Source organism: Sulfobacillus thermosulfidooxidans, assembly GCF_001280565.1.
Lineage (GTDB): Bacteria > Bacillota > Sulfobacillia > Sulfobacillales > Sulfobacillaceae > Sulfobacillus > Sulfobacillus thermosulfidooxidans_A.
In genome coordinates this window covers 464,194-480,579 of sequence record NZ_LGRO01000002.1, presented here as the reverse complement: position 1 = coordinate 480,579, position 16,386 = coordinate 464,194, and the positions used below count along the sequence as shown (strand labels likewise).

The window sequence follows — 16,386 nt, the reverse complement described above, 5'->3', positions numbered from 1 at the left end:
AAAGGGCTAATTATGGCGTTAGTTGTTTTTGTGGTGGCTACGATATACGAGCTTGTCGCTGGATGGATGTTTTTACATCCCAGACGGTCACCGGTGGTGGGAAATCCTTGGGGCTGGGGAATGGCCTACCAATCGGTGCATTTTGGACATCCCCTAGTGCTATCTGGATGGTGGATTCCCCAACCGTCGAATCACTCTGTTACGGTTATTATTGCGCATGGTTATTCATCCAACCGCTCCGAACCTTGTATTCCTTTATTGGCTGTGATTCGGGTTCTTCATGATATGGGAGTTAGTGTCTTAGATTTTGATTTTCGTGCGCATGGGTTATCACAAGGCCATATGGTGACGATTGGCGCATTAGAGTCGCAAGATTTAAATATGGCGGTTGATTATACCAGCAGATATTTGGCCCCAGGCAGTCATATCATTTTATTAGGCTATTCGATGGGGGCTTCCACAGCCCTTCTGACGGCCGAATCGAATTCCCACGTTTCTGGAATTATTGCCGATAGTCCCTATGATAGTTTAAAACGGTACTTGGAAGAGGATTTGCCGATTTGGCAGTACTTGCCCCGCAGCATATTCCAACCCGTTCTCATGACGGTATTGCCTCGTGTGGCGCATCTCTCTTTGGACGATGCCAATCCCGCCCAACATTTAAGGCAACTTGGCGATCGCCCGTTGCTCATCATTGCGGGAAAGCGAGATCCTTTAGTGCCAGTTCATAATGCCGTGGACCTGTATCACAAGGCGCAAAAGACCGATCCCAATGCGAGGTTATGGCTTGTTCGGGGAGCGGGGCATATTCAGGCATTTAAGGTGGTCCCATTTGATTATGCTGAGCATTTATATGCGTTTTTATCTCGCTGGGGCCATTTGTATGCTCCGTCCTATCTACCTAGTTTAAAGACCACCCATGGGAGAGGGGGTCCGCATTGACACGTTATTGGCCTCATCGTTCATCAGAAATTTCGGGGTGTGAGAGCTATCATGTTCGGCCTCAGGAGGATCGCCATGCTCTTCTTTGTGTACGATGAATGGGATTCACAAGGCTTTAAAACAGTTAAAAAACGGTAACGATGCCTTAATCAGAGCTGTTGGTGTTGCTGGCACGGATAACGGCGCGGTCTTGGTAATTTCCCACTGTCTTGTCTAGGGTGACGATAGGGGCAGTTCGACACTCTTTTCTCGGAGCAATGAGCTATCTGCACAAAAAGCGCGTCAAGAGGCGTGAGCGTTGAAAACCGCCCCGCGGGACGGATTCGACGGCGAGAGGGACCATGGACATGGGTTCATCGCTGCCCCGCCTAAGGTCGTGATTTCTCGACCGGGGAATCGCCTTCAGCGCGTCTCATCCCGCCGGGTCCGTCAGAAGTCCTACCGCGCAGGGAGCGAGCCTATGGGGCGGGAACCTCTGGTCGCCGACTTATTTTGCCGGATCGACTGGGGGATCTTCCCTGTCGATCATCAAGCAATACATCGGACAGTAAGAAACTCCACATTGATCCCTGCGGGGTAACGCCGTAAAATGGCACATCCTGATAAAATTATTATTAGCAAAGGGAATGCCTACGCCTCCAGACGTATTGCTAATGGGAGTTGGCAGGCGGCACCCTTAAATTTTTTCCAGTTTGTCAAGACGGCCGAAAGGCTTGGTAATGCGTGAACTTTTCTGACATTTGAGTGATTCACGTGGTTCCGGGAATCATGCAAGGGATTTCCTCACCCGACTGCTTATGGCGAATATGGGTGTTCCTCGATGCAGTGTTCCTTGGGGTGTCAACACGATTAAAGAAGGATTGTTTCCCAACGTCTCTCGAGAAAGTGTGGTGGACACCTTTGGCCACTCGTTCTGATCCCGCATTGGCGCTTCTGAGAAGAAATCACGATTTCGGCAAACTTGCACTGGGTCTCTTCTTTTCCACACTCGGCGACGCCGCGCTCTCCGTCGCCGTGGTGTGGCGGATTACCATGTTGGATGTGCACTTTCTGCCTCTCCTGGGTCTGGTTGTGATGATTCCGCGGATTCTCACGATGATAGGCGGATGGGTGGCCGATCACGTGCCGTTGCGCCGATCCATGATGTCTCTTGACCTGTTTCGCGGAATCGTCTTGATGGGAGCCGCGTTAGGCGTCAGTCACTGCAACATGGATGCCACCGTCTTTATCGGGATCGCGAGTTTGGGCATGGTCGCTTTAGCAGATGCTGTCTATGATCCCGCCCGCATGGCACTGATGGCACAGATCGTCGAGGCCGACGACCTTTTGGCTGGTAACGGGATTATTACCACCGTCAATCATTCCGGCCGAATTGCCGGGCAATTATTGGGCGGATTAATCATGGCTTCTCTACGATTCAGTGCGGTATTGTGGACTGATGCCGCGACCTTTGTCATCAGTGCGCTCTTGTTAGGCTGGATACACAACCGGGCTGAAAGTCCGGTAACCATATCGAAAAATGTTCTGAACCGCCGGTTTTTGGCCGAATTCTCGATATTCTGGCGCGTGCGGTGGCTGATGACCTTCGCGCCGGCTAGCGTCCTGATCAACATCGTTTTTTCGGCGTCCTTTTTGCTTTTATCCGCTTTTATCAAACACCGTTTCCATGCAACGGCTCTTCGCTATAGCCTATTTTTAATCATGTGGTCGGTCGGGCAGATTCTGGGGGCGATGACGGTGCCCCGCTTTCAGAATTTTCCGGTCAAAACGACGGCTGCGGGTGCTGCGTGTGTTCAAGGGCTGTGCTTTATGGTATTTGTTTTGTCTCCAAACATGGGTGTGAGTCTAGCGGCCTTCATGGGAGCTGGATACGCGAACAGCGCCAGTAACGCCTTGAAAAACACGTTATTTATGCGAGCGACCCCTTTGAATCTGCGAGGACGTCTCTTTGGCTTTCTCGGAGGCTTTGTGCAATTGGGCACGCCCTTGGCACCCCTGTTGGCTGCTCTCATATTAGATCATGAACGGTTGGGGATGATATGGATCGCCACTGCGGTGGTAAGTTTTTTGTTGGCAGCGATATATCTCACCTTGCAAGTCGATCCCTCCCACAAGGGAGATGAAGCATATGATTGTCAGAAAATTCCATGAGATAGGGCCCAGCTGCGTAAAATGCCAGCTGGGCACAGGATAGAAGTTAAACATATTGGGCTAACCAATCGGTGAAACTGTTGAGGCGAAAGATACGGTGCCAGGGTTTGCCATTACGACTCATACCGTGAAATTCCTCGGGATAGCGGATGAATTTCACGGGCGCCTTATTAAGATATTTGACGGCGGTGTACAGGATTTCGCCTTGTTCTATTGGGCAACGTAAGTCACCTTCTTGATGCTCAATAAGCAAAGGCGTGGTGATATTCTCGACATAAGTAATCGGACTTTGTTGACGATACCATTGATCATCCGACTGCCATGGCTTTTGGTCATGTGCGCGGCGCATCCAGTGCCATCCTCCATCTCCGGTGCCGACCATGGCTTTCCAGTCGACCACCGAACGCATGGTGATAGCCGCCTTAAACCGGTTTGTGTGCCCAACAATCCAGTTCGTCATATAGCCGCCATAAGAGCCTCCAGCCACAGCGAGGCGGTCTTTGTCGATCCAAGGGTTTTCTGCTAATGCGGTCTCAAGCCCTGCCATGATGTCCTGATAGTCAAGATTTCCCCATTCGTGTTGAATAGCTAAGCAAAATTCTCGACCATAACCTTGGGAACCCCGAGGGTTAGTGTAAATGACACCGTAACCGTGAGCGGCCAACCACTGAAATTCGAGGAAAAAGCTGTCCGCGTACATCATCATGGGCCCGCCATGAATTTCAAGTACGGCCGGATATTTCTTCCCCTCTTCGCGGTCGATAGGAGGAAGGACCCAACCATCGATTTCCGGACCGTTTTCCGCATGATAATGGAATCGTGTCGGTGTTGAAAGCTTTAAAGATGATAATAGTTCCTGATTAGGATTCGTTAATAATTGGGTGTCATAAGACGATGCGGATGATTCCAACCATTCAATTTGTGAAGGGTTGGTGGGAGAATTTTTCGCCAAGATCGCGAGCTGTCCATCGGAGGAGATATCGTAACTGTAATAGACATGGTCGCCCTTGGTGAGTAATTCCACTTGATCATGTTGCCAGTCAATGCGAGCCAGTTGCACAGTGCCGTTATAGCTAGTTAACGAGAAAATATGGGAGCCATCGGCATCAAAGCGCAGGGGGTTACTAGCGGGGCCTAACATATCCGATAAGGATTCGTCAGCAAAGGGCCGGTCCCACCACGGCGCAATCATGTGGATTTGATCCGGATGAGTTAAGGGGACGACATATAAAGACGGGTTGTCATATCCCAAATCTTCAGTCCGTGTACCGATAAAGAAAAGGTACTCGCCATGAGGATGCATGGTGGGAGATGCGGCACTAAGACCTGGCGGCGAGACGCGCTGGGGTTCTCCAGGTTTAGACGATTGTGTGTCCGACACATCGAGGACATAGATATGATGTTCAAAGGATTCGCGGTCGTAGTCTTCGCCATAACGTGAGCTAAAAAATAGTTGGTGGCCATCAGGGGAGATAGCCAGTTGACTATGGCGGTATGGCCCAAAGGTTAACTGTACAGGGTTAGCACCATCACGGGATAAACGTATAATGTGGGGACGTCTTGTCCCGTAGAATCCAATCCCATCCATTTTATGCGATAATTCCGTGATGACTTTAACATCTTTATTGAATTTTACATAGTCGTCGTCATTATCCGTAGCGGTCTCATCCACAATACCGGCATCGGTTAACAGCGCCGTGGCGTAGAGGGTGCGGGAATCGGGCGCCCAAATAAAGGACTCAATGCCGCCATCAATATGGGAAATTTGTTGGGCTTCTCCGCCTGCGGTAGACATAATCCAAATTTGTTTTTGTCCACTGCGCTTGGATATGAAGGCAAGCCACTCGCCATCGGGCGAAAATTGGGGCGCTTGATCATGCGGACCTTGTGTAAAGGGTTCGGGTTTTTCGCCCGGCCAAATTTTTATGAGCCGGGTATGATAACTGTTAGTTTTGCGATCAGCCTGATTTTCCACATAGACGGCAAGTTTCCTACCGGGACAAATCTGAATATCACCGCCTAATTTAAAACGAAACAGGTCGTCGCCTGCTATGGTTCTCATCTTCTATGATGCCTCCCAATATTGGCTGTTATTAACGGGCTTTATCCTTATGGCCTGGTCCTGCCCTAAGTGGGAAGATCTCGTCGCTATAGGGGAGGACTCAGAATGTTTCTCAATACACCTTAAAGAAACACCATAACCGATTTTTCCCAGGTTATTTGTTTTTTGGTACATGACCATATTACCGGAAAAAAGAGTGTGGCGACCACGGCAGAAAAACCAAATGATGAAGGGGTTTGCGCTGCATTTGTCTATGATAAGGATGCAGGTTTTCTCGACTTTGGTGACTTGCTCCCACCACCTACGCTAACGCTTAGAGGTGGGGGCTTCTTGGGACGTACTAGCTATCGCTAGTATAATGACCAAGCTATCCCCGTGTGCCCCACGGTTCTTTAGGACGGATTAGGCGATACCCAGTATCCGACACCCTTCATTTTTGATGTTGATGGCTGCATTGATGTCTCTGTCTAACTCTGCCCCACAATGCGGACATATCCACACTCGATCCGCCAATGTCAACGGTTTGTTGTCTTTTTGACAGAATCGACACCGTTTACTAGACGGAAACCATTTGTCTATGACAACAAGTTGTTTCCCTTGATCAGCCAGTTTGTATGCCAGAAAAGTTTTGAACATCCCGAATCCATTATCGTTCGTAGACTTTCCTAAATTAAGGCTTTGAGCCATATCACGCATATTTACGTCTTCTATCACAACTGCTGTATAGGCATTGGCTATCTGCCTAGAGAGTTTATGCAAGAAGTCTTTGCGCTGATTGGCCACTTTTTCGTGCAGTTTAGCCACTTTACGACGTTGCTTTTCACGGTTCTTACGGCCTTTTTTACGTTGGGATAATTTACGTTGAGCCTTCTTCAGTTTCGCCTCGGCTTGACGATAGAACTTGGGGTAATCCACAGAATTTCCTTGACTATCAATAACCAAAGATTTCGACGAATAATCCAATCCTAATACCGTTTCTGTTACGGGTGCCACGGGCTGACTACTCATCTCGAACTCAACCAATAGGGAAACATAATATTTACCCGTTGGGGTTTTACTAATAGTTGCAGACTTAATCACAGACCCCTACGGTAAGGAACGATGAAGCTTAATTCGCACATCTTTTAGTTTGGGCAATCGAAGCGTCTTATTATCTATTAACCGAATCGTGCCGCCTTGATTGTTCGTTGTATAGGACAACTTATCACGATGCTTACTTTTGAACTGCGGAAATCCTACGGACTTATCTCGGAAGAAATTCCGATACGCTGCCTGCAAATTGAGTTGTGCATTTACCAAAGCCAAACTATCCACTTCTTTGAGCCACTTAAACTCTTTTTTGAAATCGGCTGGAAGTAAATATCTTTGTTGTTTCAGAGATTCTTTGTCATCCTTGCATTGCTCATAGATTTCCTTACGATTCGCAAGCATTCGATTATAAATGAAACGGACACAACCAAACGTTTTATTGATGAGACTTTCTTGTTCAACGCTCGGGTCGATGCGATATTTGAATGCTTTATTCATATTTTTTTCCCCTGACTTTCAATATATCGGCTAACCATTTCAATCGGCGCACCACCTGTTGTAAGCAAACAAAAACTTCTTGACCAAAAATACTCTTTCCATAGGGATTTTCTTATGCGCGGGTAGTCTTTTTTGATGAGGCGAGATGATGCACTCTTATAGGCATTGATGAACTTCGACAATTCACTGTTCGGCTGTGCTTTGAACAAAATATGCACGTGATCTTTATCGTGATTCCATTCCTGCAATGCCACATGGTAAGTTGGTGCAATATACTCAAATATTTCTTTGAGACGATTCGATATTTGATCGTCAATGACTTTTCGACGATACTTTATCACAAGGATAAGGTGATAGCACATCAAGAACACTGAATGATTATTACTATCCAATTCCACAGCATCACCGTCAAATACAACTATACAACTGGTTATACCATGACGATGTGTATGTTGTAAGCAATGCTTTGAAGGCGGCAATTCATCTCCCACCTAGAGAGGATAGGAGACTTCTTGCCGCATCAGGTTAAAATAATAGTGAAGGGTTTATGTTAGGGAGATAAAAACGTGTGGGAGCCACCCTTGGGATTTAAAGCCGCTTCGGTAAGTGTACTTGTTGCTTATGATCAAGATGATTGGTGGATGCTCTTTATTAAGCGGCCTTCATGGATGAAGGAACATCCCCTCGAGATGGGTTTTCCCGGCGGGAAAAGGGAGGCCGGGGATGAAAGCCTATGGGAGACGGCAATGCGAGAAACTGAAGAGGAAGTCGGAATTTTATTGACAGCCACTCAGTGCTTGGGATGTCTAACTCCGGTCGTCGTAAAGGCGTCGAAATATTGGATATGGCCTTGGCTTGTTGCCACTTCTCACAAGGTTGCGTTGACCCCTAATCCCCAAGAGGTGACTGAAGCGGTTTGGATTTCTTGGCGAGATCTCCGAGCTGGATGTTACAAGGGCCCTTACGGCATAGCATATCGAAGTGATATCGGCACAATTTGGGGAGCAACGGCTCGCATTATTCAACAACTTCTACCATATGCGTGAATTGAGGACTGGAGTATGCCCGTGACGATTCGGTCGTTACAGACGGACGAGGAATTGCAACAAGTTCTGCATATTGAACAAAACGTGTGGCGCCATGGACATAGTACGCCTGTGAGTTTATTAAGGGTATTTGCGGATCACGGGGGACTCATTTTAGGGGCATATGATGAGGAACATAACATGATTGCCATGTCCGCTGCTTTTCCGGCCCGGTATCATGGGTTATGGTATTTGCATTCCCATATGATGGCGGTGTTACCCCCCTACCGCAGTCAAGGTATTGGCCGGCAAATGAAATCGTATCAGTTGAAATGGGCCCTGGACCAAGGATATGAGTTTGTAGGATGGACTTTTGATCCTCTGCAACGGCGTAACGCCCAGTTAAATCTCGGTATATTAAAAGCTCGAGTTTTAGAATTTTATCCCAACTATTATGGTGTGTTACATGACGCGATTAATGGGGCATGGCCTACTCATCGCTTTTTTGTGGGGCTTAATCCGAATTGGCCGGCGACATCGAACAAGACGGCCAAGAAACTTATCCCGATTCCGGAAAATATAGCGGTATTACGTCAACAAGACCCTTCTAAGGCCATGTGGTGGGCTGAATATTACGTGACCCAGTTTTCACAAGATGCCTTTTCGGTGCTGGGGCTGGCGAGATCGCCTCAAGGACGATTATGTTATGTATGCAGTGATAAACCAAGGCTCGGCGAGACTCGAGAAACGCGAAGGGGATAAATGTATGCGTCTAGAAGAAATTCAATTACAATTCATTTCACTGCCGTTGAAAACACCCTTTGCCACTTCCTTTGGCCGCGAAGACACAAAGCGTGCGTGGATCATTACGGTGCGCGGAGACGGCATTGAAGGCTATGCGGAATCGGTAGCATCGGATTGGCCCTTATACAGTGAGGAAACCCATGCATCCGTCTATTACGCCATCCGTGATGCCATTATTCCCCGCTTACAAGGAGACATCACGGACCCTCGGGAGATTTCCGTCCGCTTACAAAGTATACGCGGCAATCGCATGGCGAAAGCGGCTGTGGAAATGGCGATATGGGACTGGTTTGCCAAATCTGAGCGCCAGCCTTTGTATCGTTTGTTAGGAGGTCGTGAGGTAGACCGGATTCCTGTTGGGGTATCCATTGGCATTCAAGACAATCTCGAACAACTAGGCTCCGTCGCAGAAACCTATTGGAAGCAAGGCTACCGACGACTGAAAATCAAAATTCGACCGGGTTGGGACATAATCCCCTTGCGCATGTTACGCGCACGTCTTGGAGATGAGGTTCCTATAATGGCCGACGCGAACTCGGCTTATCGTCTCGCTGAGCGAGATCATTTCAAAGATTTTGAGGACCTGCATTTGATGATGATCGAACAACCCCTTGCCTATGATGATATTGTTGATCACGCGACGTTGGCAAAAACGCTTTCGACTCCCATTTGTCTGGATGAGTCCATTCATTCGGCTGATGATGTTAGAAAAGCGTGGGAATTAGGAGCGCTCGGCATCATTAACTTAAAAGTAGGGCGTGTAGGCGGTTATGGCCCGTCATTAGCCATTGAAGCATTTGCCCGGCAGCATCATATTCCACTATGGTGTGGGGGCATGTTGGAAACAGGGATTGGACGGGCTCATAATCTTCATTTAACGACTTTAGCGGGATTTACCTTACCAGGCGATACCTCCGCGAGTGACCGCTATTTTTGGCAAGATATTATTACAGAACCTTTTGTATTAAATGGTGATGGAACCTTAACCGTTCCCAAGGGTCCTGGCATCGGCGTCAATTTGGATCCGAAGCGTATGCAAGAAGTCTGTACGTATGAAGAAACGTGGAAAATTGCTGGTGGCATGGATGATCTCAACCTCAAAAGGAGGTTTCCGGAACTTGACTTGGGATGATAACCAGGGGAAAAAGCTATTGGCTGACTTGGTGCATATTGAATCGCCATCGCGGTATGTCCAAGGAATCCGCCAAGTGCAGGAACGGGTTCTTGACGCCTTAAAGCCTCTTTCTCTTCAATACCAGTGGCATTTTACCGAGCATGGTCCGATTCTTGAGATTTTCCGAATAATGCCTGGGCGCCAAGGTCCCCTATTACTGGCGCACGCTGATACCGTCTGGCCGCTGGGTACTCTCAAGACGATGCCCTTGCAGATACAAGGAGACCGCATTTTTGGACCAGGCGTTTTGGACATGAAAGCCGGTTTAGTGATTGGCGTCGGCGCTTTATACGATGTGCCTGCCGATGTTCCTTTTTGCTGGTTGATTACTCCAGATGAAGAAATTGGTAGTGCGCTGAGCCGACAGCTAATTGAAGAGAAGGCTCGAAAGGCATCGGTGACACTCGTTTTAGAGCCCGGAGGCAATGAAGGTGCATTAAAAATTGGCCGATCCGGTGTTGGCAATTTCCGAATGGAGATTACCGGCATTGAAAGCCATGCCGGTCTCGACCCGGATCAGGGAGCAAGTGCCATTCGGGAATTGGCTCAACAAATATTGTGGCTGGCGAGTTTAGAAAATCGTGTTCTTGGGACAACCATCAATGTAGGGGTGGTCAAAGGGGGCAATACGACCAATGTGGTGGCAGCATCGGCGGTTGCTGAAATCGATATCCGGGTCAAAACGCAAAAAGAGCAAGAGCGGATTGAAAAGACTTTGAATGCGCCGCCTCAGTTTGACACGAGGACCTCAACCCGGTACGTAGGAGGGTTTAACCGGCCGCCAATGGACCATGGTCCGGTGGCGGAGCAGTGGTTTCGCCAAGCCGCGGAAATCTGGGAAAGCGTGCGGGGGAAGCCATTAGCTGGAATTAATGTGGGCGGCGCCAGCGATGGGAATTTTACGGCGGCTATCACACCAACCTTAGACGGGTTAGGAGCGGTAGGGCAGGGAGCGCATGCGCGCCACGAACACATTGAATGGCGATTCGTGCCCTGGCGTCAAAGACTCGTTCACGAGTTGGTTGTCCGGGCAGGACAAGAACCGATGGATTCGTCAACCACCCTATTTAACGATTGAAGTTGTGTGGGCAGGTCATAGGTCATGGTGGACCCAGATACCTTCGACAAAAGGAGGAGCGGGAAGGGAGCCTTCAGCAGGCTCGGGGTGTTCCGCACTAAGGAATGAAAATTTATGCGTTAATTGGTCCGAGTGGCACAGGTAAGAGCCACCGAGCCTCAATGGTGGCAATTGAAAAGAATGCCGAAGCGATTATCGATGATGGGCTATTAATTGCAGATGGTCGTATTGTTGCGGGATATTCTGCGAAGCGGGAAGCGACTCGGGTCGCGGCTGTGAAACGTGCCATTTTTTCTGATCCCGAGCACGCGGCTTCGGTCCGTCAAGCGATTGCTCGCTTAAACCTGTCATCCTTATTGATTCTTGGTACCTCGGTGAATATGGTCAACCATATTGTGCATGCTCTCCATTTGGACCCGGATTCGGTGATGTGGATTCCCATTGAAACGGTCGCGTCCCCAGAGGAACGGGCCTTAGCACAAAAGATCCGTCGAGAACAAGGCAAGCATGTGATTCCTGCTCCGACGATGGAAGTGCGGAAAAGTTTTTCTGGATACTTAATCGATCCATTGCGGTTTATCTTTCGACGCAAAGGCCGGTCCGTGTTTGTGGAAAAATCGATTGTGCGTCCGACCTATTCAGGATTGGGGCGATTTTATATTTCTGATACCGTGATTACGGCGATTGTCATTCATGCGGCACGCCAAAGTCGAGATGTGTCCCATGTTTACCGGGTGGTCGTTCAAAGTGCGCCTGCTGGAGTGAGTATTACTGTGGAACTAGGCGTGAGTCGTCAGTTCCAGTTATTTGCGTTATTGGAAGAGGTACAAACGCATATTCGCCAGGCGATCGAGGAGATGACGGCGTTAAATGTGCTGGCATTAGATGTTGAAGCTAGGCATTTTAGGCTTAAGACGCGTTCTGAGACTTTGACGAGCGAATCGTCGTCACGAGTCTTACCTTCCCAAGTCGAGAGAGGAGGACATCATGCCGCAACGGGTGTTGGTCGTGGATGATGAAAAAGCCATTGTTGAATTAGTGGCTTACAATTTAAGACGTGAAGGCTTTGATGTGCTTACTGAATATGATGGACAACAAGGGCTCAAACGCGCTTTGCAGGATAAACCGGACCTGGTGGTTTTAGATGTCATGTTACCGGGACTCTCAGGACTTGATGTGTGTCGTTCAATTCGGCATGAAACCGACATTCCTGTAATCATGCTGACAGCCCGTAAAGACGAACTCGACCGGATATTAGGATTGGAACTGGGAGCCGATGATTATGTGACGAAGCCTTTTTCTCCGCGGGAATTGGTGGCCAGAGTCAAGGCGATTCTCAGGCGAGTGAAACGGCCAGCGGACAAAGATACCACAGAACCCGAAGTCGTGGAACATTATGGCTTGAAAATCGAATTTGACAAACGGGAGGTTTTGCTGGACGGGACGCCTTTGCCGTTGACGTTTACAGAATTTGAATTGTTATCGATTCTGGCGAAGAACCCTGGACGGGCATTCACTCGGGATGATTTGCTGGTCAAAGTGTGGGGACAAGATTTCTTTGGCGATGCCCGTACAGTCGACGTCCATATCCGCCATCTGCGGGAAAAATTACAAGAGGATTTGCAGTCACCGCGTTTTATTGAAACGGTGCGGGGAGTGGGATATCGGTTTAAAGAGTTATGAAAAAATGCAACCGCTGCTTTTTATTACCTTTGGCAATTCTGCTTGTTGCAACCCTGGCAGGACTGATTATGCGGACACCGCATGGTCCCGTCGAGGCCATTATTCTCTACGCGGTAGCGTGGATTTGGGCTTTTCATTTTTCTGAATGGTTAAGACACCGGGACCGGTTACTTGATGAAACGGTAATCCAGCTAACAGAAACTGTGGATCGCTGGGCTTCGGGGGATTTACAGGCGCGAGTTTACCTCGATCAAGCCGATCCATTAGATTCTTTAGCGCATGGGATGAACCGGGTGGCAGAGGTTTTAGCTGAACGTACTGAAGACTTGCAACAGGATAAAGAGCGTCTGGAAGCGATCCTGAGTAGTATGGCGAACGGTATTATTATTTTAGGGCACGGTTTGACCATTACTCTCATTAACCGGGCGGCGTATGAACTGTTTGGATTGGGTGATGAACCCGTAACCGGCAAACATCTTTTGGAAGTGATTCGGGATATGGCCCTGGATGATGCCGTGACCAAAGTAACGCGGGAGGGAGGCACAGATACTGTTTTATGGAGTCCTCCCGATAATGATAGTTTCGTTGTCGAAGTAACGGTCGGGGCATTAAATCAGCCTATTGGCGGCCTTGGCGCCGTTTTAGTGGCTCGGAATGTTTCCGCACAAAAGCAGGTTGAACGAATGCGCCAGGACTTTGTGGCCAACGTAAGTCATGAACTACAAACGCCTTTAACGGTCATTCGGGGATTTACAGAAACATTGTTGGATAATCCCGATGATCCTTCCGCACGCCGGTTTTTGGAACTTATTCATGAGGAAGCCACCCGGATGAGCCGTTTGGTCGATGATTTGTTGACATTATCTCGCATGGAACACCACTCGATGCCCATGAGACGCCAAGGTGTGGATGTTCCGGTCTTAATCGAGTCTGTAACCGTCAAATTGTCCCCCCGTATCCAAAGTGCCGGTTTAACCTTGGAAAATCACATTCCGGCACATATGCCTCTTGTGGCCGGGGATCCCGATCTTTTAGCCGAAGTCTTTATGAATTTGGTATCCAATGCTGTGCAATATACGCCTGCTGGGGGACGCATTACCCTGGATATGGCACTTGATGTGCCTAATCATATGGTCGGTATCTCGGTGAAAGATACTGGGATTGGTATTCCGGCTCAAGATGTTCCACGTATTTTTGAACGGTTTTACCGCGTGGATCGTGCTCGTTCTCGGGCTTCTGGTGGTACCGGATTAGGTTTAGCCATTGTAAAACATATCATGGAACTCCACCACGGCCGCATAGAAGTAAAAAGTACAGTGGGTGTCGGCACCGAATTTTTGCTATGGTTGCCAGAATTCGAGAGTGAGCGCGATGATTAATGATTTCACGTCGGCAATTCGTTATGGGCATACTGAGCGGACCATTGCTCTATGGAGCTCTTCGGGTTATCCATTTGCTCCGCACACAAGATCCCATCTTGCGTTTAACGATTATGGGAGCGAGCTCGTGTATGGGCTATGTGAAAGCGGTGCTCCCAAATTGGGAAAGGGGGCATAGTCGTGTTCATGTGGCCATCAGTGGGGGAGGATCTTATGCCGGTTTAAAGGCTATAGCTAATGGACAAGTTGAGATGGCCATAGCGGACGTGATACCTCCACCTGGCTACATTGTCGTCCCGTTGCGGCGATATTCTTTAGGGCGGATTCCCATTGTGATTGTGGCGCATTCTGGTGTGGGGATTAAGCGGCTATCATGGCAACAAGCCCGTCAAGTGTTTCAAGGTCTCATTCAAAATTGGCGACAAATTGGCGGTCAAGATGTCCCCATCGTGGTGGTGTCCCGGCCTTTGAGTTCTGGGGCCCGTGAGGTGGTACAAACCAGACTGTTGGCCGGAAGCGAGTTTTCGCCTCATGCTATTATTCAATTGTCTAATGGTGCGGTAGCGAAAACCGTGCGAGAAACTCCGGGTGCGATTGGCTATGTGGAAGCGGTCATGCCTTTAGATAATCTGCACATTATGTGTCTAGGTAATCATTGTTACCAGAGAAATGATCCGGGACAGTGGGTGTTATTTGCAGAACCTGCCATCTTCATCCGGGAAGATGCCGAACCCTTGGTCGTGGATTTGGCGGAATATCTCGCTCATGATCCTAGTCGTCCTGCATTTGGCATTTATCCGGAGCCTACCCAGGGAGGCGCGTCATGACAACGATGGATAAAATCATGGACCAATTAACCCATTTCAGTCTTGCCCTGTTTGTGGTGGTATGGCTTTTTGTCGTGGGCATTATCGTACAGGGTTCATGGCAATTTATCCGCCATCACGGGCTTTCCCCTATCGTTTCGTCGCATTGGAGTCCCTTGCACGGGCAATTTGGATTGTGGTCTTTTATCCTTGGAAGCATTATGGTGGCGGTATTAGCCCTGGTACTGGTTTTACCCTGGGGTCTTGCTTTAAGTGTATTGGGAGCCAGAATATTGCGAGGAGTGTGGCAGAAACAGTTTATACGCTTTTTAACGTTATTTGTAGCCATTCCTTCGGTTCTTTACGGTTGGTGGGGGTTAACGGTAATTGTGCCGTGCATCAGACGTCTTAGCGGGACATCCGGCTATGGCCCATTTTCCGCCAGTGTGGTATTGGCATTGATGATTTTGCCGACGTTTAGCATTTTGTCCTTTGAAGCCTTACGGCATGTTCCGCCATCATATATTGAAGGATCGATGGCCTTAGGCGCCACGGAAGATCAAACGCTGTGGGCTATTATCTTGCCTACAGCCAGACCCCGTATTATTCAAGCGGCATTAATTGCCATGGCTCGGGGATTAGGGGAGACGATTGCGGTCCAGATGGTGATTGGAGGTCAACCCCGCCTTACTTCAATATTTCATCCTGCGGCGACATTGACGACCCAGCTTCTTACCGATCTTCCCTTATTACCACCAGGAACTGCGGGACATCATGTGCTCGATTTCATGGCCCTATGGCTCATGATCTTGATGCTCGGAATTGTGTGGATAACATCCCGACTTCGAGGTGTTCGAGATGACTAAACCCCCTTTACATCCGCCTAAAGTGTTGAAACCGACACGTCAAGGACGTACATTTCATATCCTGCTGGCGATTCTAGGCGCCATGGCGATAGGATTTTTGCTGCTGGTGATCATTCCCTTGATTGTACAAGGCGCTTCTCGTATCACTCCACAATTTTTATTCTTGCGTCCTCAAGAACTGGGGGGAGGAGGCATCGGGCCAGAAGTGATCAATACGCTTGCAATGGTGGGCATTAGTCAAGGTATTTCGCTGCCCCTGGCACTTTTGATTGCGATATACCGGGTTGAGTATGATCATTTTTCCCCACTTATCCGATGGTTTGATCAAGGGTTGCAAATCTTGTTAAGTTTGCCGACTATGGTAATTGGACTCATTGTCGTGGATGTGGTCATAGTCCGGTGGCACTGGCCGGTATCCGTCCAAAGTGGCATTGTGGCCTTGACCCTAATCAATTGGCCCTTTGCTATATCGGTTCTTATTACCGTTTTACGGCGTATTCCCGGAAGTTGGCGGGAGGGATCCTGGGCTCTTGGAGCATCTCGCTGGCAAACAATATGGTATTTGATTTTACCCGTCGCCTTGGCGGATATGATTGAACAGGTAGGCTTGACTGTGGCCCGCTTGATGGGCGAAACGGCCGCGTTAATTTATACAGCAGGTCTCAACGTGGGAAACCATTTCGCCTTGTCGGCACCAGGGGAAACTTTAGCTGTCCATTTATGGTATGTCAGAACCGAGGGGCTCATGCCAGATGCCCATCAAGAAGCGGCTGCCACTGGTGTGGTGCTGCTGGCAGCGGTTTTCTTGGTGTTATGGGGAAGTCAGAAATTGGCGCAGTGGGTGAAAGGTCTGTAAGAGCCCAACGCTTATGGCTGTGAAAGAGAAAGG

The 16,386-nt window shown here is 48.8% G+C and carries 17 protein-coding genes and 1 pseudogene; 14 read left to right on the top strand and 4 right to left on the bottom strand.

The genetic code is table 11. The features are described 5' to 3' along the window. Positions 1-12: 12 nt before the first annotated feature. The 4 genes and pseudogenes from AOA63_RS17885 to AOA63_RS17880 all read left to right on the top strand — a co-directional run bounded on the left by AOA63_RS17885 (position 13) and on the right by AOA63_RS17880 (position 3,093). The gene (locus AOA63_RS17885) at positions 13-942 is read left to right on the top strand and encodes an alpha/beta hydrolase (protein ID WP_171822788.1); all 930 of its coding nucleotides are present in this window, start codon (positions 13-15) and stop codon (positions 940-942) included. 298 nt (positions 943-1,240) lie between these two features. Further along, positions 1,241-1,378: pseudogene (locus tag AOA63_RS20635) on the top strand (transposase); the annotation flags it as partial. Then, complete coding sequence (locus AOA63_RS20630) at positions 1,338-1,493, top strand: transposase (RefSeq protein ID WP_082344145.1); 156 nt, start codon at positions 1,338-1,340, stop codon at positions 1,491-1,493. The pseudogene AOA63_RS20635 and the gene AOA63_RS20630, both read left to right, overlap by 41 nt. 334 nt (positions 1,494-1,827) lie before the next feature. Next, entirely contained in the window at positions 1,828-3,093 is a 1,266-nt protein-coding gene (locus AOA63_RS17880; protein WP_053961101.1) for an MFS transporter, read from the top strand. A gap of 46 nt (positions 3,094-3,139) precedes the next feature. Here the strand turns inward: AOA63_RS17880 and AOA63_RS17875 are convergent, their stop codons facing one another. From AOA63_RS17875 to tnpA, 4 genes are all read right to left on the bottom strand, one after another. Further along, entirely contained in the window at positions 3,140-5,155 is a 2,016-nt protein-coding gene (locus AOA63_RS17875; RefSeq protein WP_053961100.1) for a S9 family peptidase, read from the bottom strand. Between the two features lie 402 nt (positions 5,156-5,557). Continuing rightward, on the bottom strand, positions 5,558-6,235 hold the full coding sequence (locus AOA63_RS20480; protein ID WP_347474824.1) for an RNA-guided endonuclease InsQ/TnpB family protein: 678 nt from the start codon (positions 6,233-6,235) through the stop codon (positions 5,558-5,560). Between the two features lie 6 nt (positions 6,236-6,241). Next, positions 6,242-6,682 carry an RNA-guided endonuclease InsQ/TnpB family protein gene (locus AOA63_RS20475; protein WP_347474823.1) on the bottom strand — a complete coding sequence of 147 codons (441 nt, stop codon included), beginning with the start codon at positions 6,680-6,682 and terminating at the stop codon, positions 6,242-6,244. After that, positions 6,679-7,080, bottom strand: coding sequence for an IS200/IS605 family transposase (gene tnpA / locus AOA63_RS17865; protein ID WP_053961229.1), 402 nt, complete (start codon positions 7,078-7,080; stop codon positions 6,679-6,681). The genes AOA63_RS20475 and tnpA overlap by 4 nt, the downstream gene beginning before the upstream one ends. A gap of 168 nt (positions 7,081-7,248) precedes the next feature. Here tnpA and AOA63_RS17860 point away from each other — a divergent pair, with 168 nt between their 5' ends. The 10 genes from AOA63_RS17860 to AOA63_RS17815 all read left to right on the top strand — a co-directional run bounded on the left by AOA63_RS17860 (position 7,249) and on the right by AOA63_RS17815 (position 16,353). Then, positions 7,249-7,728 carry an NUDIX hydrolase gene (locus tag AOA63_RS17860; RefSeq protein WP_053961099.1) on the top strand — a complete coding sequence of 160 codons (480 nt, stop codon included), beginning with the start codon at positions 7,249-7,251 and terminating at the stop codon, positions 7,726-7,728. A gap of 21 nt (positions 7,729-7,749) precedes the next feature. Then, positions 7,750-8,469, top strand: a complete 720-nt coding sequence (locus tag AOA63_RS17855) for a GNAT family N-acetyltransferase (protein ID WP_171822787.1) — start codon at positions 7,750-7,752, stop codon at positions 8,467-8,469. A gap of 4 nt (positions 8,470-8,473) precedes the next feature. Further along, on the top strand, positions 8,474-9,643 hold the full coding sequence (gene menC / locus AOA63_RS17850) for an o-succinylbenzoate synthase (RefSeq protein WP_053961097.1): 1,170 nt from the start codon (positions 8,474-8,476) through the stop codon (positions 9,641-9,643). After that, positions 9,630-10,763, top strand: coding sequence for a M20 family metallopeptidase (locus AOA63_RS17845; protein ID WP_053961096.1), 1,134 nt, complete (start codon positions 9,630-9,632; stop codon positions 10,761-10,763). The genes menC and AOA63_RS17845 overlap by 14 nt, the downstream gene beginning before the upstream one ends. A 104-nt stretch (positions 10,764-10,867) precedes the next feature. Beyond that, positions 10,868-11,779 (top strand): hypothetical protein, encoded by a 912-nt coding sequence (locus AOA63_RS17840; RefSeq protein WP_053961095.1) that lies wholly within the window; start codon positions 10,868-10,870, stop codon positions 11,777-11,779. Further along, positions 11,751-12,446 carry a response regulator gene (locus tag AOA63_RS17835; RefSeq protein ID WP_053961094.1) on the top strand — a complete coding sequence of 232 codons (696 nt, stop codon included), beginning with the start codon at positions 11,751-11,753 and terminating at the stop codon, positions 12,444-12,446. Before AOA63_RS17840 ends, AOA63_RS17835 begins: the two co-directional genes overlap by 29 nt. After that, positions 12,443-13,825: an ATP-binding protein gene (locus tag AOA63_RS17830; RefSeq protein WP_053961093.1), complete on the top strand. Its 1,383-nt coding sequence runs from the start codon at positions 12,443-12,445 to the stop codon at positions 13,823-13,825. Before AOA63_RS17835 ends, AOA63_RS17830 begins: the two co-directional genes overlap by 4 nt. Further along, a complete protein-coding gene (locus AOA63_RS17825) occupies positions 13,825-14,652 on the top strand; it encodes a substrate-binding domain-containing protein (protein WP_053961092.1) in 828 nt (275 codons plus the stop codon). Before AOA63_RS17830 ends, AOA63_RS17825 begins: the two co-directional genes overlap by 1 nt. Then, a complete protein-coding gene (locus AOA63_RS17820; protein WP_053961091.1) occupies positions 14,649-15,497 on the top strand; it encodes a PstC family ABC transporter permease in 849 nt (282 codons plus the stop codon). Before AOA63_RS17825 ends, AOA63_RS17820 begins: the two co-directional genes overlap by 4 nt. After that, a complete protein-coding gene (locus AOA63_RS17815; RefSeq protein WP_053961090.1) occupies positions 15,490-16,353 on the top strand; it encodes a PstA family ABC transporter permease in 864 nt (287 codons plus the stop codon). The genes AOA63_RS17820 and AOA63_RS17815 overlap by 8 nt, the downstream gene beginning before the upstream one ends. Positions 16,354-16,386 lie beyond the last annotated feature (33 nt).